Annotated in this window: 25 protein-coding genes; 17 read left to right on the forward strand and 8 right to left on the reverse strand. The window is 60.4% G+C overall.

Annotated features, from left to right (window positions below):
- Positions 1-22: 22 nt before the first annotated feature.
- On the forward strand, positions 23-1,036 hold the full coding sequence (locus AB4N33_RS09655; RefSeq protein WP_476457129.1) for a proline racemase family protein: 1,014 nt from the start codon (positions 23-25) through the stop codon (positions 1,034-1,036).
- A gap of 147 nt (positions 1,037-1,183) precedes the next feature.
- Here the strand turns inward: AB4N33_RS09655 and AB4N33_RS09660 are convergent, their stop codons facing one another.
- On the reverse strand, positions 1,184-1,927 hold the full coding sequence (locus AB4N33_RS09660) for an SDR family oxidoreductase (protein ID WP_476457130.1): 744 nt from the start codon (positions 1,925-1,927) through the stop codon (positions 1,184-1,186).
- 113 nt (positions 1,928-2,040) lie between these two features.
- Here AB4N33_RS09660 and AB4N33_RS09665 point away from each other — a divergent pair, with 113 nt between their 5' ends.
- Positions 2,041-2,970 (forward strand): LysR family transcriptional regulator, encoded by a 930-nt coding sequence (locus AB4N33_RS09665; RefSeq protein ID WP_476457131.1) that lies wholly within the window; start codon positions 2,041-2,043, stop codon positions 2,968-2,970.
- A 3-nt stretch (positions 2,971-2,973) separates the two neighbouring features.
- Here AB4N33_RS09665 and AB4N33_RS09670 read toward each other — a convergent pair whose 3' ends face one another.
- Positions 2,974-4,197 carry an MFS transporter gene (locus AB4N33_RS09670; RefSeq protein ID WP_476457132.1) on the reverse strand — a complete coding sequence of 408 codons (1,224 nt, stop codon included), beginning with the start codon at positions 4,195-4,197 and terminating at the stop codon, positions 2,974-2,976.
- Between the two features lie 104 nt (positions 4,198-4,301).
- On the opposite strand from AB4N33_RS09670, the gene AB4N33_RS09675 reads away from it, so the two are divergent.
- The 4 genes from AB4N33_RS09675 to AB4N33_RS09690 all read left to right on the forward strand — a co-directional run bounded on the left by AB4N33_RS09675 (position 4,302) and on the right by AB4N33_RS09690 (position 7,386).
- Positions 4,302-5,234 carry a LysR substrate-binding domain-containing protein gene (locus AB4N33_RS09675; RefSeq protein WP_476457133.1) on the forward strand — a complete coding sequence of 311 codons (933 nt, stop codon included), beginning with the start codon at positions 4,302-4,304 and terminating at the stop codon, positions 5,232-5,234.
- 120 nt (positions 5,235-5,354) lie between these two features.
- Complete coding sequence (locus tag AB4N33_RS09680; RefSeq protein WP_476457134.1) at positions 5,355-6,053, forward strand: hypothetical protein; 699 nt, start codon at positions 5,355-5,357, stop codon at positions 6,051-6,053.
- A 13-nt stretch (positions 6,054-6,066) separates the two neighbouring features.
- Positions 6,067-6,735 carry a hypothetical protein gene (locus AB4N33_RS09685; protein WP_476457135.1) on the forward strand — a complete coding sequence of 223 codons (669 nt, stop codon included), beginning with the start codon at positions 6,067-6,069 and terminating at the stop codon, positions 6,733-6,735.
- 105 nt (positions 6,736-6,840) lie between these two features.
- Positions 6,841-7,386, forward strand: a complete 546-nt coding sequence (locus tag AB4N33_RS09690; RefSeq protein ID WP_476457136.1) for a hypothetical protein — start codon at positions 6,841-6,843, stop codon at positions 7,384-7,386.
- Between the two features lie 43 nt (positions 7,387-7,429).
- Here AB4N33_RS09690 and AB4N33_RS09695 read toward each other — a convergent pair whose 3' ends face one another.
- Positions 7,430-8,065 carry a hypothetical protein gene (locus AB4N33_RS09695; RefSeq protein ID WP_476457137.1) on the reverse strand — a complete coding sequence of 212 codons (636 nt, stop codon included), beginning with the start codon at positions 8,063-8,065 and terminating at the stop codon, positions 7,430-7,432.
- A 244-nt stretch (positions 8,066-8,309) separates the two neighbouring features.
- Between AB4N33_RS09695 and AB4N33_RS09700 the strand changes: the two genes are divergently transcribed.
- From AB4N33_RS09700 to AB4N33_RS09710, 3 genes are all read left to right on the forward strand, one after another.
- Positions 8,310-8,885 carry an NAD(P)H-dependent oxidoreductase gene (locus AB4N33_RS09700; RefSeq protein WP_476457138.1) on the forward strand — a complete coding sequence of 192 codons (576 nt, stop codon included), beginning with the start codon at positions 8,310-8,312 and terminating at the stop codon, positions 8,883-8,885.
- Between the two features lie 97 nt (positions 8,886-8,982).
- Complete coding sequence (locus tag AB4N33_RS09705; protein ID WP_460126058.1) at positions 8,983-9,375, forward strand: MerR family transcriptional regulator; 393 nt, start codon at positions 8,983-8,985, stop codon at positions 9,373-9,375.
- Between the two features lie 142 nt (positions 9,376-9,517).
- Positions 9,518-10,783, forward strand: a complete 1,266-nt coding sequence (locus tag AB4N33_RS09710; RefSeq protein ID WP_460126060.1) for an MFS transporter — start codon at positions 9,518-9,520, stop codon at positions 10,781-10,783.
- 57 nt (positions 10,784-10,840) lie between these two features.
- Here the strand turns inward: AB4N33_RS09710 and AB4N33_RS09715 are convergent, their stop codons facing one another.
- A complete protein-coding gene (locus tag AB4N33_RS09715) occupies positions 10,841-11,692 on the reverse strand; it encodes an urea carboxylase-associated family protein (RefSeq protein WP_460126062.1) in 852 nt (283 codons plus the stop codon).
- Positions 11,693-11,704: 12 nt separating this feature from the next.
- Complete coding sequence (locus AB4N33_RS09720; protein WP_476457139.1) at positions 11,705-12,361, reverse strand: GntR family transcriptional regulator; 657 nt, start codon at positions 12,359-12,361, stop codon at positions 11,705-11,707.
- A 101-nt stretch (positions 12,362-12,462) separates the two neighbouring features.
- On the opposite strand from AB4N33_RS09720, the gene AB4N33_RS09725 reads away from it, so the two are divergent.
- Positions 12,463-12,711, forward strand: a complete 249-nt coding sequence (locus AB4N33_RS09725) for a hypothetical protein (RefSeq protein WP_476457140.1) — start codon at positions 12,463-12,465, stop codon at positions 12,709-12,711.
- Positions 12,712-12,787: 76 nt separating this feature from the next.
- Here AB4N33_RS09725 and AB4N33_RS09730 read toward each other — a convergent pair whose 3' ends face one another.
- Positions 12,788-13,795, reverse strand: coding sequence for an NAD(P)-dependent oxidoreductase (locus AB4N33_RS09730; RefSeq protein WP_476457141.1), 1,008 nt, complete (start codon positions 13,793-13,795; stop codon positions 12,788-12,790).
- 113 nt (positions 13,796-13,908) lie between these two features.
- On the opposite strand from AB4N33_RS09730, the gene AB4N33_RS09735 reads away from it, so the two are divergent.
- The 6 genes from AB4N33_RS09735 (at position 13,909) to AB4N33_RS09760 (ending at position 19,109) form a co-directional block, all read left to right on the forward strand.
- Positions 13,909-14,544 (forward strand): TetR/AcrR family transcriptional regulator, encoded by a 636-nt coding sequence (locus tag AB4N33_RS09735; protein WP_476457142.1) that lies wholly within the window; start codon positions 13,909-13,911, stop codon positions 14,542-14,544.
- Between the two features lie 33 nt (positions 14,545-14,577).
- The gene (locus AB4N33_RS09740; RefSeq protein ID WP_476457143.1) at positions 14,578-15,180 is read left to right on the forward strand and encodes a TetR/AcrR family transcriptional regulator; all 603 of its coding nucleotides are present in this window, start codon (positions 14,578-14,580) and stop codon (positions 15,178-15,180) included.
- A 243-nt stretch (positions 15,181-15,423) separates the two neighbouring features.
- The gene (locus tag AB4N33_RS09745; RefSeq protein WP_460126072.1) at positions 15,424-16,107 is read left to right on the forward strand and encodes a type 1 glutamine amidotransferase domain-containing protein; all 684 of its coding nucleotides are present in this window, start codon (positions 15,424-15,426) and stop codon (positions 16,105-16,107) included.
- A gap of 106 nt (positions 16,108-16,213) precedes the next feature.
- Positions 16,214-17,371, forward strand: coding sequence for an alkene reductase (locus tag AB4N33_RS09750; RefSeq protein WP_476457144.1), 1,158 nt, complete (start codon positions 16,214-16,216; stop codon positions 17,369-17,371).
- Between the two features lie 107 nt (positions 17,372-17,478).
- Complete coding sequence (locus AB4N33_RS09755) at positions 17,479-18,804, forward strand: SDR family oxidoreductase (protein WP_476457145.1); 1,326 nt, start codon at positions 17,479-17,481, stop codon at positions 18,802-18,804.
- A gap of 173 nt (positions 18,805-18,977) precedes the next feature.
- Entirely contained in the window at positions 18,978-19,109 is a 132-nt protein-coding gene (locus tag AB4N33_RS09760) for a hypothetical protein (RefSeq protein ID WP_460142032.1), read from the forward strand.
- Between the two features lie 19 nt (positions 19,110-19,128).
- On the opposite strand, the gene AB4N33_RS09765 is transcribed toward AB4N33_RS09760, so the two are convergent.
- Complete coding sequence (locus AB4N33_RS09765) at positions 19,129-19,368, reverse strand: cytoplasmic protein (protein WP_476457146.1); 240 nt, start codon at positions 19,366-19,368, stop codon at positions 19,129-19,131.
- 31 nt (positions 19,369-19,399) lie between these two features.
- Complete coding sequence (locus AB4N33_RS09770; RefSeq protein ID WP_476457147.1) at positions 19,400-20,212, reverse strand: YggS family pyridoxal phosphate-dependent enzyme; 813 nt, start codon at positions 20,210-20,212, stop codon at positions 19,400-19,402.
- Positions 20,213-20,318: 106 nt separating this feature from the next.
- Here AB4N33_RS09770 and AB4N33_RS09775 point away from each other — a divergent pair, with 106 nt between their 5' ends.
- A complete protein-coding gene (locus AB4N33_RS09775) occupies positions 20,319-20,567 on the forward strand; it encodes a GntR family transcriptional regulator (protein WP_476457148.1) in 249 nt (82 codons plus the stop codon).
- The last annotated feature ends 109 nt before the right edge of the window (positions 20,568-20,676 follow it).

Below are 20,676 nucleotides of genomic sequence, written 5' to 3' on the forward strand. Positions count from 1 at the left end.
CCGAAAAGCCAGGAGTGCACTCATGCGCATGCAAGATACGTTCGATGTCATCTACACCCATACCGAAGGCGAACCCCTGTGCATCGTCCACAGCGGTATTCCTTACCCGGCAGGCTCCAGCATCCTGGCCAAACGGGCCTTTCTCGAGCAGAACTACGACTGGCTGCGTAAAGCCCTGATGCAGGAACCGCGCGGGCACAAGGACATGTTCGGCGTGTTCCTCACCCCGCCGTCCAGCCCCGAATACGACGCGGGCCTGATCTACATGGACGGCAGCGTCTACTCGCACATGTGTGGCCACGGCACCATCGCCGTGAGCATGGCCATGGTCGCCTTGGGCCTGGTGCCACGCGGCAAGGACGGCCTCACCAAGATCCGCTTTGAAACCACCGCCGGCCTGGTGGTAGCCGAAGTGAAGTCCGAAGGCGACAAGGTGCTGTGGACCCGCTTTGAAAACGTACCGGCCTACGTGGCTGCACAGGACATCCCGATCCAGTTGCCTGGCTACGGCGACCTCAAGGCCGATCTGGTCTGGGGCGGCAACTACTTTGGCATCGTCGACCTGAGCAGCAGCGACCTGCGTATCAGCCCGGACAACGGCAGCGAACTGTCGCGTATGGGTTTGATTGCTCGGGACCAGATCAACAAGCAGTTGAAGATCCAGCACCCGACCGAGGCGCACATCAATGACCTCAACTTCATCACCTTCTGGCATCCAGCGACCATCGAGGGCGCGTTCTACAAAAATGTCCACGTGTTCAGCGCCGGGCAGCTGGACCGCTCCCCTGGCGGCACGGGCACCAGCGCAATGATGGCCATGTTCGAGGCACGCGGGAAAATGGGATTGAACCAGCCGATCCTGTCGGAAGGGTTGTTGGGCAGTGGCACGTTCGAGGGGTGCCTGCTGGGTGAAGTGGACCTCAACGGCACCCGCGCCGTAAGGCCAACGGTGAAAGGCACGGCGAGCATCCTGGGTACAGCGCGTTGGGTGATCGACCGTGATGATCCGGTGGGTGCCGGTTTCGTCATCAACTAAAAGACCGGACACACACAACCCCTGTAGGAGCGAGCATGCTCGCGATGGACTGAAGCGCGCCGCGGGGCATCAGGTTTCCCGCGTCATCGTTGACGACCATCGCGAGCAAGCTCGCTCCTACAGGGGATCGGTGAGGCCCCCTTCGCTTCAAGCCGCAAAACCACCATCGATCAACAGATCCCCACCGGTCACGTACGACGCTTCGGGACCGGCCAGGTAAGCCACCATCGCCGCAATTTCATCCGCCTTGCCGTGACGACGGATGGCCATGAGGTCGTGCAGGGAAGCGCCGAATTCTGCGTTCTCCGGGTTCATGTCGGTGTCCACCGGGCCGGGCGCGACGTTGTTGACCGTGATGCCACGCGGTCCCAGGTCCCGTGCCATGCCCTTGACCAGGCCGATCAGCGCCGATTTGCTCATGGCGTAAGTTGCGCCGCCGGCGAATGGCATGCGTTGGCCGTTGGTGCTACCGATGTTGATGATACGACCGCCGTCCTTCATGTGTTTGGCCGCTGCCTTGGAGGCGACGAACACGGCCCTTACGTTGACGGCCAGGGTGCGGTCGAAGTCTTCCAGGGAGAAATCTTCCACGGAGCCGGTGATCAGCACGCCGGCGCTGTTGACCAGAATGTCCAGGCGACCGAACTGCTCGGCTACGCTGTCGATGGCGTTGGTGAGGTTGACCGGGTCGGCTGCGTCCGCCTTGAGGGCGATGGCGTGGCCGCCATTGGCGGTGATTTCCTCGACCAGTGCTTCAGCCGCGATGGCCGAGGCGAAGTAACCGATGGCGACCGTGGCACCTTCACGGGCCAGGCGGCGGGCGGTGGCGGCGCCAATGCCGCGGGAACCGCCGTTGATGAAAGCGACTTGACCGTTGAGTGGAGTGTGCATGATGTTTTCCTTCTGGGAGTGGGTTGGTGTGAACACATGATGGTCGCCGGCACCTGGTCGCGGTAGTCGCAAAAATGCGTGTTCAGTTTCAACCAACGGTATAAAGTGCGGGCATGAACACAGAACTCAGCAGTTACCTCGACGCCTTCATCTGCGCCGCCGACGAAGGCAGCTTCTCGGCCGCCGCGCGGCGCATGGGGCTGACCCCGGCCGCCGTCAGCAAAAGCGTGGGCCAACTGGAAGCGCGGCTGGGCGTGCGCCTGTTCCAGCGCAGCACCCGCAGCCTCGCACTGACCTCCGAAGGTGAACGCCTGTATGGCCAGGTACGCCTGCCCTGGGGCGAGATCGGCGACGCCCTCACCGACCTGCGTCAAGGCGCGGGCAAGCCGGCGGGCACGCTCAAGGTCTCGCTGGCCTACACCGTGGGCCGCGAATACTTCGTGCCGCTGATGAACGAGTTCGTGCGCCGTTATCCAGACGTGGTGCCCGACCTGCATTTCGATAACCGACAGGTCGACCTGATCAACGAGGGTTTTGATGTGGCGATCGGTGGCGGCATCGAGCTCACCGATGCATTGATCGCTCGGGAATTGGCGCGCCTGCGCATCGTGTTGGCGGCCTCGCCTTCGTACCTGAAAGACCATCCCACGCCCACGCATCCACAGGAACTGACACGCCATCGCGGCTTGCTGCGCCGCTCGCTGAGCACCGGACGCCTGTTGCCCTGGAGTTTGAAAAACGCCGCCGGTGAACAAGTGGTGGCCGGCGTACGGCCGGTGATGGTACTGGACGACCCTGAAGCCATCGCCCGCGCGGCGGCCACCGGCATGGGCATCGCCTTGCTGCCGATGCCCCATGCCCTGCCGTTTCTGGAGCGCGGTGAGCTGGTGCGTGTGCTGCCCGAGTGGTACGCCGAACCGGCGCCGTTGTCGATCTACTACACCAGCCGCAAACTGCTGCCGGCCAAGGTGCGGGTGTTTGTCGATTACATCGTCGAGGAATTTCGCGCCAGCGGGAATGCGGCGCGGTTTAGCCAAAAATGAACGTTACTGATCGAAAATACGCGGGTGCCGCAGGCTGACGATCGTCACCGGCAAGAACGAAACCGCCGCCGTTCCCGCGATGATCAACACCGCCGCCGTCACGCCCAGGTGGTCACCCGCAAACCCGTACAAAACCGGCGCCAGGGCCCCGGCGCCGATGGTGCCGGTGTAGAACACCGAGTAGCTTTTCTCCAGGGTGGCTGAGTCCACCACATCGGTGACTGCGCCGTACAACACCGACGAGGTGCCGTTGAGCACGACCCCGAGGAACGGCAAGGCCACCATGGCCCAGTCCAGGGACGTCATCAGCACCACGGCGATCAATGCCGCCGTCAGCAGTTCGGTGAGCACAATAGTTCTGGCGCTGCCCAGTACATCGGCGAACCAGCCGCAACAGAACTTGCCGACTGCCCCGCCGATGAACACCAGCGTCAGGGCGAACCCCGTCTGGGCAAGTGAGCCACCCTGGGCCTTGATGATGAAGGGCAGGAAGGTGAGAAAGCCCATGCGCACCGCGCTGTCCAGCACCGCCGTCGACAACAGGGCCGGGAAGCCGCGCCCAAAGGCCTTGGTCTTCGCGTTGTCCTGCACGGGCGTCTTGGCGACCTTGGCCACTTTGGACGGATGCGGCGTCACGACATTCCTCACCAGCGTCCAGATCAGCAGCGCGGCCAACACGCCGACACCGGCGTAAGCCATGACCACGCTGTGGTACGTGCCGTAGGTCAGCAGCGCAGCCGCCGAGGCCGGCAATACCGACTTGCCGATATCGCCGGCAAAATTGTACAGCCCAAGAGGTCTTTTGGCGGCGCTGCCATAGGCGCGAGCGACCATGGCCGAGGCGATGGGATGTTGCACGCTGGCGCCGATGCCGGCAATGACAAGCGCGCCCCCCAGGGCCACCGCACTACCGGCGAGCCCCGCGAGAAACCAGCCGAGCGCGGTCACCAGCGTGGAGATCACCAGCAGGTGCGCCGGGCGGATCTTCGCCGACAAGGTGGTCGCCGGGATCTGCAAAGTCGCGAGGGTCAAGGCATAGGCGCTTCTGAGCACACTCAGCCACACATAGCTCAGGGCGAACATGTCCTGCCAGACCGGAAGGAACACGTACACCAGATCGCTCAGGCCATCGTGAGCGGCATGGGCGGTACAGGCGGCGACCAGGGTGTTTTTCTTGGTGGTACGTTGCGTATCGGCAACGCTGGAGGCAGGAACGGTGGAGGCCATGGGTTCATGTCGCGCAAGAGTGAAGGTACATTGTGTCCGCATGTAACATCTTGCCGTTAATGAAAGGAATTGATGCCCCATGAGATTGTTTGCAAGGCCAGGCCATGGCCATTAGGAAATTCCCGTCGATGACCGCGTTGCGCGGCTTCGAAGCCTGTGCGCGGCACCTGAATTTTTCCCAGGCGGCGCTGGAGTTGCACATCACCCAAAGTGCGATCAGCCATCAGATCAAGCAACTGGAAGAAGTCATGGGCGCGCAGTTTTTCGATCGCAGTGCCGGGGCGATGACACTGACCAAGGCCGGTGCCGAACTGCTGCCCACGGTGCGCAGTTTTCTCAAGGACATCAACGCCCTCGCCGGCCGTTTCGAACGCGATGCCCAGGGCCAGTCGATGGTCGAACTGTTCGTGCATGACTCCTTCGCCAACACCTGGTTGATTCCGCGCCTGCCGGGTTTTCATGCGGCCCATCCGGACATTCGCATACAGCTCAACACCCACGAATTTTCCCGGTTCGACCACCCCAGCGGGCAAGCCGCCATCCGCCTGGGTGAAGACCACGCTGCCTGGCCGGGATTCTTCTCGGAGTTCATCCTGCCGGAGAAGATTTTCCCGGTGTGCAGCCCTGCGCTGGTCGCCCGCCTGGGGTTGCCCGACAGCGCGGCGGACGTGCTCAGGTATCCGATCATCCTGCGCTGGCGCAGCCTGCTCAGTGGCGAGATGGTCTCCACGCCGTCGTGGGATTACTGGCTGGAGAAGAACGAACTCACTTCGTTGCCGTTCGACTGCGCGCTCACCGTCCCCCATTCCAGCATGGCCGTGCTGGCCGCCATACGCGGCCTGGGCGTGGCCATGGCGCGCACGTCGCACATCTCCGACGAGCTGCAAACCGGGGTCCTGCAAAAACTGGTCGACGAAGAAACGGACTGCGGCACCGGGTATCACTTCCTCTGCGCACCGGGCAAGGAGCACACGCCGGAGATCCGCAGCCTCCTGGAATGGTTTCGCAGCGAGAGCCAGCAACCCAGCCACCAATGATTCCAGAGGACAGGAGCTCTCGCTCCTACAGGCGATTCGTGGACGGTAAAATTCAAATCGGCTCGGATCCGGCCGATACAGCGGATGCCCCGACTTGGGCCATCGCAGAAAGGACGCCTGATGCTGCACGCATTCAGCCACAAGAAATCCAGGCTCTATCGCCGCTATCTGGGCCATAGGGATGAAACCACCGAACAACGGGTGGCCGAGGAAGATGAGATCACCTCGACGCTGATCGGCCCGCTGGCCTTTCTGTCTCCGGCGGCGATCGCCACTTTCTGGGGCGCGGTGGTGCGCCATCGCAATCCCGAGCATGCCTTCCCTACCGGCGCACCCACCCATGCCGAAATGGAGTTCTGGCCACATAACGGACGCATCGAGCCAGACCTTCTGGTGACACTGACCTGGGGCGCGCAAACGCGGATTTTGCTGGTGGAATTCAAATGGCGAGCGCCCTTGAGCGGTGACGAGCAGTTACACATTCAATGGGAAAAATATCTCGACGAGCACCAGCGGCAACATGCCCTTCATCTGTTTATCGGCCTGGATACCAGCGCAGCCAGCAATGCCCTGAATCACCGTGATTGCTGGGAAGGCAAGCTGATCATGCGCTCGTGGTTTGACATCCTCACGGCCGTCGCCGCTATCCCCATGGGTCGCGGACTTGAACTGCAACGCTGGATCAAGCAAGTCGGCGAGTGCCTGGAGCTGCTGGCCGTGAAGCCCTTCAATGGCTTCGGAACAAACCTGACAAAGCCACAGCTTCCCAACGTATCCGATCATGTGTTTTTCGCTCACCCCCAGCCGCCCCAATCTTGAGAGTGCATTGCCAATGAGTGAAACCGGTCAAGCCATCACCGCCTCCATCGCTTTCGTGTCCCAAGTGGCCAGGGAATGCGAAGCACTGGCGAACCTAATCAAGCAAGAGGTCAGCGACTTGTTCCGCCAAAGCCCGCTGGACACCACCTACACACCAGGCCAGTGGTGCAGCAGCTACAGAACCGACGCCAGTGGCTGGATTTACAGCGATGTCGCCTGGACGTTGCCGCTCACGCCGAGCCGCAAACACGAGCCGACCGCGCACCTCGCGTTCCAGATGAGTTTTCTCTGCGATAACGTCGAGGGAGGCCTGAGCCCGGAGCCTCTGCTTCACATTAACCTGTGGGGTGTACCGACCAACGTGAAGTCTGAGGACTACATGGGCTTCAAAATGTATGGGTTGTCTCCCTCCACCATGACCCAACTGCGAGACGGCACCGCGCGCCTGTTTCGGTGGGAAGCGGAAAACGGCGCAGCAGACCACTGGACCTTCAGCTTGCGCCTTGCGCAAATAGACAAGCCGGAAGAGGTTCGCAAGCAGATCTGCACGATCATCAGCCTGCTGTTGGCTGACGTGGATGCGGGCGAAGCCGCGCTAAACGACACACCGAGTGTTGTACGCTGGACGGTGCTGGAAGAGACCCATGAAGATCGGAACGACTACTACCGGGTCGTGCTGTAGCTCGACTGATCGCCCCACGCCCTGGTTTACACCGGTATGCTCACTTGATGGCCCCAACGCGATCAATTGATAATCGCTTTCCCTCCTCTCACGCAAGGATATGCAGTGAAAAAGCTCTACCTCGCCCTCCCCGTCTGCGCATTGCTGTTGCAAGGCTGCGGTGTGACCATGACCCGCTACGAACCCGACTTTCAGAATGTCCAGCAGCTCAAGCAAAACGCGCCGTTGCAACCGGTACGCGATGCGCAGGTGAATGCTGATTCTGGACAGGGTTCTCTGATGGTTCGCCTGAATCCGATTTCCTCGCCCGAAGGCAGTGTGCCGTTGCACATTCAGGCCGCGATCAGCGATGAGCTCCGTCACGCCGGCTTGCTTGACCCTAGCGCCGAACGGCAGCTGCAGATCCAACTGGTCAAGAGCCAACTCAACACCGGCGTGATCACTGGCCACGGCGAACTGGCTGCACGTTTCACCCTGCGCAAGGGTGACCAGGTGCTGTATGAAACCACCAAAGACGTGCAGCGTGATTGGGACAGCAGCTTCTTCGGACCGATCGCCATTCCTGCGGCGGCGAACAATTACAATCCGATGGTGCAGGCGTTGCTCAAGAGCCTATACAGCGACCCGCAGTTCGTTCAGGCACTCAAGTGAGCAAAAAGAAAGAGCCGCGATAGCGGCTCTTGTCTGCTCGATGTCAGCCGCGAGGAATGCGGGCATCGACAGCGGAATACTTCAGGCGGTTGCTGTCGACCCAATTCTTCAGCAGCGCATTGACCTGACGACTGAAGGTATCGGTGACAGCCGCTTTGGGCGTATTGCCCGCGAGCGGCAGGAACCAGATGCCCATCCAGGTATTCACCGCATCGTGGTTACTGGTTTTGCCCAATGACTGACCACGGTCGTCCAGGGTTTCCAGACTCATGGTGTATTGGTCGGTCGCCAGCGCCGGGATGATCGTGAAGGTCAGGCCACTGATGAACGCCAGCGCCATCTGCCCGCCGCCCGGTGCGTGGTTGTACACCTTCAATCGAAGACTGTAGTCACCTGGCTGCTTTTCAAACTCGTCAAAGCTGACACGACCAAACAGACCGGACTCATTGAATGCACGCTTGAGGTCGGGCTTGAGCATCTCCCGTGCCTGCGGAACCTCGTTGGCCTGAGCATTGCCAGGGTCGCCCTGATAGAAATCGAAATCCACATAGACGTTGGGCTTGTTCGCGTAGCTGGCCATCGAGGGCAGATCCACCCGCGCCACTTCATCCTTGGTGAAGCTTGCGCATCCACCAAGACTCAATGCCAGGGCAAACGCCATAGCTTTTCCAAATTGCATATCGACTTCCTTGCTGATTCACGAGCGCAGTCACGTTGACTGCGGGGCTGATTCTAGAGCGAATCCAGCCGAATCAAAAGGCGACCACCCAGTGATTGGACACCCAAGCGAGTGTCGTCTGCTGCGCTTTCAGCGCGCAACCTGCCGATCTCCACCAGCAATAACCGCTGCGGGTGCCATCCGTTGACTCTCCCCCTAAGGGCACACCCTATGCTCACTACCCAATTTTCAGGATGAAGTGATCATGAGCAAACGGGTACTGGTGATTCTGGGTCACCCTTCAACGAACAGTTTCTGCGGTGCACTGGCCGAGTGTTATGTCGAAACAGCCAGGCGTGCCGGGCACGATGTGCGGGTGCTCCGCCTGGGTGACTTGAGCTTCGACCCGATCCTGCACGACGGCTACCAACAGATCCAGCCTCTGGAACCCGATCTGCTCAGGGCGCAGGCCGATATCACCTGGGCCGAGCACCTGACGTTGGTCTTTCCGATCTGGTGGGGTGGCATACCTGCCTTGATGAAAGGCTTTCTCGACCGGACGTTTCTGCCCGGTTTTGCCTTCAAGTACCGCGAAGGCAAGGCCTTTCCCGCCAAGCTACTCCACGGCAGGACCGCTCACCTGCTGGTCACCATGGACACGCCACCGTGGTACTACAAGTGGGTCTACCGCATGCCCGGCCTGCACCAGATGCGCAAGACCACCCTGGCGTTCTGCGGCATAAAGCCGCTGAAAACCCTGACGTTCGGGCCGATCCTCGATTCCACCCCTCAACAGCGCGAAGCCTGGCGCAAGCAGGCCCGGGATCTGGCCCGCCGTTGATGCACGGCCTTGCCGCATGACCTTGCAAACGGGCATGGCTGTGTAAAGATGCGGCGTTGCGCTTGTGCGCCCCTCTCGTGTGAAAAAAGGACGTTTCATGTACATCGGCAAAGCCGCCCAGTTGTCAGGTACCACGGTTAAAGCCATCCGTCACTACGAAGCCATCGGCTTGCTGGCGCCGCCCCGGCGCGAGGGCAGGTATCGGATTTACAGCCAGCAAAGCGTGGAGCTGCTGACCTTCATCAAATGCGCCCAGCAACTGGGTTTCAAGCTCAAGGAAATGCAGCTGATCCTCAAGGATCACCAAGGCGAGGCGCTGCCCTGGGACTCGGTACACAAGGCGATCACCGACAAAAAGCGCGAGTTGATGACGCAGATCCTCGGGCTGCAAAAGGTTCACGCGGCGCTTGAGGCGTTTGAAGGCACCCTCAACGTTGCCAAGGTTCAGTGCCAGCAAACTCGACAAGATGCCAAATATCGGCTTGCGTGAACATTCGCCGAAAATCTTCCGACCACGCTCTTCAACAGCGCCTTGCCGCCCGCTAAGATGCGCGCCCTGAGTTGCCCGCTGCACAATTCCAATAAAGCCACCGCCAGCAACGCTACCTGTCTGTTTGTCCACTGAGGTCGTTATGTCTGTGCAATTGCTGTCCATGGCGCTGGCTCCGCTATTGGGTTTATTCATCATGAGCATCAGCAGCGCGTTGATGTCGTCGCTGACGACGCTGCGCCTGGATGCCATGGGTTTCTCTGCGACGATGGTGGGCGTGGTGTCGTCGGCGTACTTCATCGGACTGACGTTGGGGTCGATCTTCAACGAGCGGCTGATTTCCCGCATCGGTCACATTCGGGCCTATAGCTGCTTCGCTGCATTGATCGCGGTGACCATTTCCCTGCAAGGCCTGTGCAGCGATCCATGGATCTGGTCGGCGCTGCGCCTGATCAACGGCTGGGCCATTGTCGGTGTTTACCTGGTGGTGGAGAGCTGGCTGCTGTTGGTGGCCGAACCGAAAATTCGTGGGCGCCTGCTGGCGCTGTACATGATCGCGCTCTACAGCGCAGGCCTGCTGGGGCAGTTGAGCCTGGGCACGGTGATGGGCGCGGGCGACGCGGTGCCGTTCACCATTGCCGCCATGCTGGCATCGCTGTCATTGGTGCCGATCGTGATGCTTCCCAAAGTTACGCCGCTGGTGGAGCGCGCAGAGCCGTTGCATCCGGCCAAGTTGCTGAAAATCACGCCGACCGGCGTCATGGGCTGTTTTGGCTCCGGGGTGGCCATTGCGGCGGTGTATACCCTGCTGCCGCTGTACCTGCAGAAGGTCGGACTGAATGTCACCGAGGTCGGGCACATGATGGCAGCGGTTATTTTCGGCGCCATGGTCCTGCAATACCCGGTCGGGCGCTGGTCGGACCGCAAGGACCGCCAAAGCGTGCTGATCATTCTGGCCGCCGCCTGTGCTGCGCTGTCGGTCGCGGCGGTGCTGTTGCCACCGTCTGGTTGGCCGATGCTGCTGGTCATGTTCCTGCTCGGTGGCGGGGTGTTCGCGGTCTATCCGGTGGCGGTCAGTCACGCCGCCGACAGCGCGCCGGATGGCGCGCTGGTGCGGATGATCCAGGGCCTGTTGCTGATCAACTCACTCGGTTCCGCCGTCAGCCCCATGACCATCTCGCCGGTCATGACCTGGGCCGGACCTTCAGGTCTGTTCTGGGCGTTTGCGGTGATCAATCTGGCGATGGTGGCGTTCTTCGTCTGGCGTCGTCGTGAGCACCCGGTGCCGGTAGCCTCTGCGCCATTCGCTGCGGCGGCACAGTATTCGGCGACAGGCGTCGAGCTGCGCATGACCGAGGATCTTGCGCAGGCGGTGCAGGCGACTGAGGACGAGAAGGTTTCGGCGTAGCCTGCCGAGGGGCAAGCCTGAGGTGAGCGATCACCTCAGGCCAAGGCTACCCTGCCCTTACTTTTCCCAGGCGGCCTTTGGGATCAGCAACCCGTGATTGCCGTTGTAGCTGGCGCGCGCCGGTTGTTGCCAATCGCCTAGAAGGTCTTCATCCAACCGGTAGATTTCCACGCCCAACGGCCGGCAGACCGTCAGCGGGTCTTGCGCATCCGGGCCCCACATCGGCAGCGACAAGTCACCACCCGGGCACGTCGAGAGCGCGCACAGCAGATCGATCTCGGCAAAGAACTCCAGGTAATCACCTTGTTGGGCCGGGCAGGCTTTCATGAAGTACATGTCGTCATGATTGAGGCCCGTGCACTGGAAAATGTTCAGCACGTCGTGCACGTCAAACTCGGTCAGGCCGTGCGGCAGTACCGCGCGCGTCAGGTTGGAGTGGCAGTGGTGGTGGAAATCCTCGCCGGTCAGCATCTTGTTCACATACGGGTCGCAGCGGGTGCCCAACAAGTCGTGCAGGCGACCGCCATGTTCGTCGATGCCGTAATGGGCCAGGCTATCGTCAGTGATGGTGACCATCGGACGCAGGAACGGCAGGTTCGACCACAGGCGGTCATAAGTGGTGACATGCGCGCCTTGCAGTTGCCGCGTGCGCGCCGCCCACATGCGTTCACGGGGATCGTTGGCGTTCCAGACGTTAAAGTCGCCCACCTGGGGGCCAACGGGTGTGGTCACACGAAACACATGACCCGCGGGGACTTTCCAGGCACGACCGGTACGGATCGGCACTTCGAATTGCTCAACCAGGGTACGGCCATCCTTCGCTTCGCGAATGCGGTCGTAAAAGCCTTTGTCGACCTGCAATGCGGCACCCTTGCTGACCTGATAAGCCGCTGGATAATCCTTGTACATGATGTGTCCTCGTTAGTGTTTTGGATGGCTGCCCAAGATGTCCAGGAGCAGTCGTTCGGAATCATTGAGGTAACTGCCGAGCGCTTCTTCTGCGCCCTTTTTGTCGCCTTCGACCAGCAAGTCATGGATGTAGCGGTCGCGCTCAAGCCAGGGCTTCTGGAAGCGCTCTTCATTGGGGGCGAGGGAAAACACAAGGCGCATCTGCGCCATCACTTGGGTGAAGAACTCGTTGAACAACGGGCTGCGCATCAAGCCGACAATGTGTTGGTGAAACCTCAGGCTGTGTGTGCCGAAGGCCTGCCAATTCTCGCGATCCTGAGCCACTTGGGCGGCTTCGATGGCATCGAGCATCAAATCCGACTGGTATTCGCGAAGCGGCTTGCTCTGGGCAATCGCCTGCAACTCCAGGGTGCGACGCACCTTGAATATGTCGCGAACATCATCCGGTCCCAGACGGCGAACGATCACACCCTTGTTACGCGCATAACTGGCCAGCCCTTCCCGACCCAGATGATGCAACGCTTCACGCACAGTATTGCGCGAGGCGCAGTAGGCATTGACCAGCTCGCTTTCAACCAGCGCCATGCCCGGCAGCAGGCGACCACCGATAATGTCTTCGCGCAGTTGAATCGCCACCTGCTCGGCCTTTCCCTGCTGACCGTTTTGCATGTTGGGAACTCTCGGTAGTTGGAAATAGGGTGACCACGATTGTTCAACAATCGATTAATCCCTATTAACCTATTTTCGTGCCAACTACTGACAACCGAGACTTGAAGAGTAATCAGAGGGACTTTTTCGCCCATTTTCGGCCATTTCGCGCAGGCAATCCTTCACCAAATGAGATTCCGGGCGCCGTCCTGGCGCACAGAACATTTGAATGCCGTGGTATGGGGCGAAAAGAAACAACAGAAATTGAGGGAAGCGCAGAAAATCAGCGCAAGGTGTTACCCAAGGAATTGGAAAACAAGGCTGTGATCGACGGTGAGAACCTGACCCCAACAGGACGATGGACGCAATGATCCATCGCGCCTGTTCAAGGCCTGCCCCCTTATCTCAGTGCGCCTCGTTTTGCTGCGCTGAGGCGACGGAGCAGTTTCACTGCTCCGGCAGTTCACGCAGCTCCCCTCCTTCATCTTCCAGGCGTTTTAGGAATTCAGCCGCATCGAGCAACTGATAGGGGAAGTACAAGCCTGGAGGCGTCGGTGCCTGACCGTCCAACCCAAGCAATCGCTCCAGGTTCATCGCCACGCAGAGGCCTGTCAGCGGTGCAGCGCCCGCCGGATGAATCAAGGCGTGTTGGGTGCGCAGGGGGTGACCCTGGCGATTCACACCGGCAAGCTCAATGATGATCTCGGTGGACATTGATCCGCCCTGGCGTCGGGTTGAACTCACGCCACTGGCCAGGTTGAACTGGACATTGGGTGCCCCCGTCGCGGCGGCCAGGCCAACGACATCGATGGACGAGAAGCCCGTGGCTTCCATTGGCGTGCCATCGACGGCGCAGAAGTCGACCTTGGCGTCCTGCGCTTCACGCCAAATGTACGCACCTTCACGACGCGTCAACGCGGCGGGCAACATTTTGTTCAGGTGTTCGAAATCGGCTGCGACGGTCGGCCCCCCGGTGTCCTGCTCATCCACCAGCGCGTGGATGCGGATGTCATGCACCTTGCCGAATGCCTGGGCGATACTCAGTGTCGACACGGTCGTCGCGCCGACCATCCACTCATAACCGAGGACGATGGGAGCGGCGTCTGGGGTGTGCATGTAAATGGCAATTTGCGGCGCGATTTCAAAAACGCCCGATGAGATGCTCAAGTGCGGTACGCCGCGTTTCTGGGCAAAATGCAGCCCAGCCAGCGTGTGATCCATGTAGAAAACCACGACGCCACTGACGGGGCGATCCCCCAGGCCAAGGTCTTCGGCCGAGGGATCAATCACCACTCCCTGCGCCCCTCCCATCTGCTCGGCAGCGTGCTGAGTCTTGGCGAGGTCTCGGCCGCCGATCAGCAGCGGCACGTCCGGATAAGCGGCGCGCAACGCCTGGGCAGTATGATGGCCAATGGCGCCAGAGCCGCCCATCAACAAAATTGGATGCATGGACATAGTGTTCTCCTTGTGTTTTGGGTAACAACCTACTATTGGTAGGAACGCTAACACGAGTCGCCGAGACTCGTAACCTACCGTTGGTAGGTTTTATTTTCCCTGGGGTTAATACCGTGCAAGAAGACGTCAATCGCTCCACCCCTGCTCCAGCGTCGCGAAGGCTTTCGCACGCCGACCGCCATCGCCAGTTACTCGCCACCGCATTAGTGATCGTGCGTGAAGAAGATGCAGACCGATTGACCTTGGGGCATCTCGCAGTCCGCGCAGGTGTTTCCAAACCGGTGGTCTACGACCATTTCGGCACTCGATCTGGACTGCTGATCGAGCTTTATAAATGGATCGATACCGAGCGGGTCAGCGCCTTTCGCAACGCCATGTCCAGCCACCCTCGCAGCCTGGAAGAGACCGCCCAGGTGCTGGCCAGCGCCTATATCCAATGCGCGGCAGACAACACCGATGAATTTCACGCCGTGGGCGCGGCGTTGGCAGGCAGCACCGAGAAAGCGTTGGTTTTTCAGGAACTGCTGGATAACTGCGTACAAATGTTCGTCGCGGTCCTTGAGCCCCACACGCCTTTATCCGCAGCGGAGTTGCAGCGACGCTGCACGGGACTCGTTGGCGCTGGGGAAGCCCTTGCGGGTGCAATGGTTCGGGGTCGCCATCAGGGAGATGAGACGATAGACACATTCGCGTCGTTGATACGCGGGGCTTTGGCGAGCGCTGATGAGCCGGCAATCCACCACGAGTAGACTGATCGTCTAGTACGGAATAACATGCCGACCATGAACAGTCCAAAGACTCGCGAAACCTCTGATGTGCGCCAGGAAATCCTAGATGTCGGCCAGCGAATCATGGCCGCCAAGGGGTATTCCGGCGTGGGCCTCAATGAAATCCTGACCACTGCGGGTGTGCCCAAAGGGTCGTTTTATCATTACTTCGGCTCCAAGGACGCTTTTGGCGAAGCCTTGCTGGAAAGCTACTTCTCGGTCTATCTCGCCGAACTCGATGACGTCCTGGCGCTGCCGGGCCTGACCATGGCCCAGCGCCTGATGAAGTACTGGGACGTCTGGCAACAAACCCAATCTTTCGAGGACTGCCAGGGCAAGTGCCTGGCGGTGAAGCTGGGTGTCGAGGTGGCCGATCTCTCGGAAACGATGCGAGCGGTGCTCAAGCGAGGCACCTCCGGGATCATTGACCGAATTGCGAGCGCGATTGAAATCGGGATCGCTGAAGGTTCCCTGAAGTCGGATGACCCACCTCATGCGGTCGCCCAAAGCCTGTATCAGCTGTGGGTCGGTGCCAGCGTAATGGTCAAGATCAGCAAGAGTGTCCAGCCCTTCGAAACGGCGCTGGCGACAACTCGCAAGCTGCTCGATCTGTCCTGACCTATAAGGATCGGTAACGGTCCTCCACATTTGACGGTACTGGCGCAACGAGCGAGCCCTCCAACGCTCGCGCCGGCTTTCTTGCTCTCTGTTCCCCCTTTTTTCTCGCTCTGGAAGGCGTTCGCAAAAAAATAATCGAATTTTACTAGACGACTGGTCTAATCGCATTTAAGGTAACCCCATCGACTAGACGACCGGTCTAATTAGATCCACGTACACTCAATCCAAAAAAGGAACATCAAAATGAAAGTTCTCATGGTTCTGACTTCGCACGACACCCTCGGCAACACTGGCCGTAAAACCGGCTTCTGGCTCGAAGAGCTGGCGGCGCCCTACTACGCCTTCCTGGAAGCCGACGCTGACATCGTCCTGGCGTCGCCAAACGGTGGTCAGCCACCGCTCGACCCGAAGAGTAACGAGCCAGACTTCCAGACTGACCTGACTCGCCGCTTCGAAGCCGATGCGGCGGCCATCGCATTGCTCGCCAGCACCGTACGCTTGGACAGCGTTTCGCCGGCCGATTTTGATGCGGTTTTCTACCCGGGTGGCCACGGCCCGCTGTGGGATCTGGCTGAAGATCCGATTTCCATCCAACTGATCGAATCCTTCCAGGCCGACGGCAAACCTGTGGCCCTGGTCTGCCATGCGCCGGGCGTCCTGCGTCATGTGAAAAATCCCGACGGCACTCCACTGGTTCAAGGCAAGAACGTGGCCGGGTTCACCAATTCCGAAGAGGACGCGGTCGGTCTGACCGACGTGGTGCCCTTCCTGGTTGAAGACATGCTCAAGGCTAACGGCGGCCTGTATTCCAAAGGCGCAGATTGGGCTTCCTACGTGGTTCGCGACGGTCTGTTGATCACCGGCCAGAACCCGGGGTCGTCGAGCGAAACGGCGAAGGTCCTGATCGACCTGTTGAACAACCGCTAATCCCATGCTTCAGGAGGCGTTTCGACGTCCCCGCGCCGCAATGACCCGGGCCGTGGCGGTGGCTGATGCCCAAGCCCGCCACGCTCAAACCGAAAGGAAATATCCGATGCAGCATCGCTCATTGTTTGAACCCACTTCGCTGGGCCCGCTGACGCTGAAAAACCGGATCGTCATGCCGCCCCTGACCCGCCAACGCAGCGGCCAGCCCGGTGACGTACCCACGCAAGTGATGGCCCGCTACTACCAGCAACGGGCCACCGCCGGCTTGATCGTCAGCGAAGGCACACAGATCGAACCCCGTGGCCAGGGCTATGCCTGGACACCGGGCATCTACAGCCAGGCGCAGATCGAGGGTTGGCGTACCGTGACCGACGCCGTACACGCCGAAGGCGGGGTTATTTTTGCGCAACTGTGGCATGTCGGGCGCGTGTCCCATAGCGCCCTGCAACCGGACAACGCGCCCCCTGTCGCACCGTCCGCCATCCAGGCGCAGAAGGTCAAAGCCTTTATCGAAACCGGACCGGGCACCGGCACGCTGGTCGAGCCCTCTATGCCGCGCGAGCTGAGTATCGCCGAAATCAAGGAACTGATCGAACTCTACGCCCAGGCGGCGCGCAATGCCTTGAGTGCCGGGTTCGATGGCGTCGAGATTCACTCCGCCAACGGTTATCTGGTCAACCAGTTCATCTCCGCCCACGCCAACCAGCGCACCGATGAATACGGCGGCTCGCTGCAAAACCGCCTGCGTTTTTTACGTGAAGTGGTACAAGCCGTCAGCGCCGTCGTCGGACCCGACCGTGTGGGCGTACGCTTCACCCCACTGTTCACCAGCACTCAAGAGGACCGCGTCTACATTGGTTTCGTGGAAGATGACCCGCACCACACCTACATCGAAGCCATCAAGGTGCTCGAACAGGAAGGCATTGCTTACCTTTCCATTGCCGAAGCGGACTGGGCCAATGCCCCTGACCTGCCCGAAGACTTTCGTCGTGACGTTAGAAGCACGTTCTCAGGGCGGATTATCTACGCCGGGCTTTACACCGCAGAGCGCGCGACCCGCCTGATCAACGCCGGCCTGGCCGACCTGATTGCGTTTGGCCGGCCCTTTATCGCCAACCCCGACCTGCCCCAGCGTATCGCTAATGGCTGGCCGTTGAATGCGCTGAATACCGCCGGGATGTATGGCGGTGGAGAACAAGGCTTTACCGATTACCCGCGGTATTGCCCCCTCCAGACTCAAGATGTTCAAGCAGCCAGGGTGTGAACCTCCATCCGGGAAGCGGCACCGGGAGCACCATTGAGTCACTTCGATTGAACGTTGCGTAATGCGTGAGCCTCTATCGCAACACTAGCGAATCGGAGGGCGTCACCATGATCGATCCATCAACAGGCATGAAGGTCGGAGAGCGCTACGTCGTAGAACAACTCGAGCGCGCACGACCTTTCTCCGGTTTTTTCCTGGACGGCAAATATTACTTGGGTCCGGAGTTGATGACTGCCGTCGGTTGGATGGAGGGCCGCCAGTTTTACCTGGATGAGCTCGATCCCACCGGTGAGCCCGTGTTCCCAAACCGGCTCGTTGGCACCATCGAGGGCCTCACCTTGATCCTGGCCGACGGTGCGCGACTGCCACTGCACGAGCAGCCATTTACAGCTCCCTCGGATCCCATCACCTTTCCAGCCCGCCCCGAATCCGGGGTGGGTCTGACAGCGGGCAGATTGAATGACAAAGTGGTCGTTATCACCGGCGCCTCCAGCGGCATCGGCCGCGCTGCGGCTCACGCCTTCGCCGCCGAGGGTGCTCGCCTGGTGTTGGCCGCGCGCGATGAAAATACGCTTGATGAAGTTGTTCAGGAATGCGCCGAACGAGGCGCTTCGGCCGTGGCGGTGCCCACCGATGTCACCAACAACGACCACATGCGCAACCTGGCCGAGCAAGCCGCCTCCTTCGGCAATGGCCGGATCGACATCTGGATCAACAATGCAGGGGTTGGCGCGGTTGGCAACTTCGAGACAACGCCCCTGGAAGCACATGAACAGGTGCTCCAAACCGACTTGTTGGGCTACCTGCGCGGCGCTTATGTCGCCTGGCCATACTTCAAGGCGCAGCGGCGCGGCATATTGATCAATACCCTGTCGCTCGGCAGTTGGGTCGCGCAACCCTATGCTGCGGCCTACTCGGCCAGCAAATACGGATTGCGTGGATTGAGCGAAGCGCTGCGCGGCGAGCTGCATTCATTCCCCGGCATCAAAGTCTGCGACATCTACCCTGCGGTGATGGATACGCCAGGTTTTCGCGACGGTGGCAACTTCACCGGTCATGCGCTCAAACCGCCACCGCCCGTCTATGATCCCCATCGGGTTGCCAGGGCCATGGTCACGTGCGCCATTGCGCCTAGAAACAGCACGACCGTGGGAAGCGCAGCAACCCTGGCTCGCATCGCCCACTTTCTGCTACCGCGCTTCCCACAACTCTCCGGTTGGTTGACGCGCACCGCTTTGAATCGTAGCCCGCAGTGCGACACGACTTCAGGCAACCTGTTTGGTCTCTCTGATCAGCAGCGTAGCGTGGAAGGCGGATGGCGCTCTCCGGCGCCCAAGTCGCCTTTGATGGTCGCCGGCGCAGCGCTCTTGATCGGTGGTGTGCTGCTGGCCCTGGATCGAAGAATCGGCCGGACACCGCGCAGGCTGCGCTAAGACGTCTGTGGGCTGAGGGGATGTCCACCGATAGCGCCAGAGCGAACAGCGCGTGAGTGCATCCCTTCAGCCTGGAGAGGTTAAAGTTTGGGTACGTCACCGGTAGCTTCGGCGAGGGTCGCCAGCACTTCCTCGAGCCCGGCGATCCCCTCCTGCAATTTCAGGAAAGACAAGTGAACTGCCTCCCCCGGCACCATAGTCTGGTGACCCCGCAGCGACCGGACCCTGGCCTCTTCCATCGCCCGCAACTGGTCGACACTATGGCGCAACGTCAGCAGTTGCTCGAAGATGGCTGCAAAGTTTAAAAAAGTTGCCCGATGTGGCTCAGCCTTCGAGCGCCGCGCTTGTGAAAACGGGCTCAATGCCGATCAGACGAATGCCTTCGGGGCCGCTCTCCAGCAAGCGCCTCTCCTGCTGTGCAACGAACAGTTGCACCTCAAAGCCTTCGGATTCGGGAAAACGCGAGGCGATCTCGCGAATCGCGTCCCGAGCATCGGGTGTACTGGAATCAAAATGGCCAAGTAACTTGTCGTGCCGGCGAATAATCAGCCTGTGAGTGTGCATCGGGTGCGTTCCTTCAATAAGTGAATCGAGCTCAATCTGCTGTTGAAGCCGTAGGCCAGTAATGGGAGTCAGGCGTATTGCGTGCACCGAAGATCGCTTGCCCTACCCGCACCACCGTGGCGCCTTCCTCAATGGCAATCTCGTAGTCGCCGGACATCCCCATCGACAGCTCATCAAGCTCGATCTCGGGGGGAAGATCCTGACGCAGTTGGTCGCGCAGGTTGCGCAGCAGTGCGAAACAGGTGCGCACGCGCGCAGGCTCCGCTGACAACACGGCCAGGGTCATCAGCCCTCGCACGCGCAGCGAAGGAAACGCCAGCATCTCTCGAAGAAATCCCGCGACATCCTCAGGACGCAGTCCGTACTTGCTGTCTTCGCCGGAGGTATTGACCTGGACAAACACATCGAGCGACCTGCTCGCTTCCTGCAAGTGACGATCCAGCACAACCGCCAGGCGAAGACTGTCGAGTGCCTGGAACTCGCTGGCAAACTGGGCGACGACCTTGGCCTTGTTGGTTTGCAGGTGGCCAATCACCGACCAGCGCAGCGCCGGCAGGTCACGCATCGCCTCCCACTTCCGGCTGGCTTCCTGGACCTTGTTCTCGCCAAGCATCAGGCAACCCGCTTGGTGGGCGAGACGGATGCGCGCTTCGTCCACCGTCTTGCTCACCGGCAAGAGGCGGACGCTGCTCTTGTCACGCCCGACCCGGGCGCAGGCGGCCTCGATACGGGCATTGACCGTTGCCAGGTTGCGCCGAAAGTCGTCGACGGTCTCGGCGACAGGCCACAAGCCATGTTGGTCATGGCGGGTCTGAGTGGGTGAATCAGCACTGCGTTCGTTCATGTCAGCCTCTCCTCATTCACAGGGAGCGTCAGCCGCTTGCACATACCCAAGCGCTTTGAACTCCGATACACTTTGTCTGTGTCTAAATAAATATTGGCATAGGACAATGACTAAAATCAAAGGCAAATCCGCCCAGGAGATCGCTGACTGCATCCGCGCCCTGGTGCAGAACGGGCAGCTCGCACCCGGTGCGTCGTTGCCACCGGTGCGAGAACTGGCAGAAGAGATCAATGTCAATCGCAATACGGTCGCCGCGGCGTACCAGCGTCTGGTGACCGCCGGCATCGCCTTGGCTCAGGGCCGCCATGGCACGAGCATTTGCCAGCCCCCCAAGCCGGCGAGCAGGAAGGCTTGAGCAGCGGCACAGCCCTGGTCGACCTGGCCGATGGCAACCCGAACCCTGCGTGGCTGCCCTCGGTCGCCTCGCTTCTCGCCGAGCCGCTTACCCGACCGTACTTGTACGG

It is taken from the genome of Pseudomonas sp. S1_E05 (assembly GCF_056337105.1).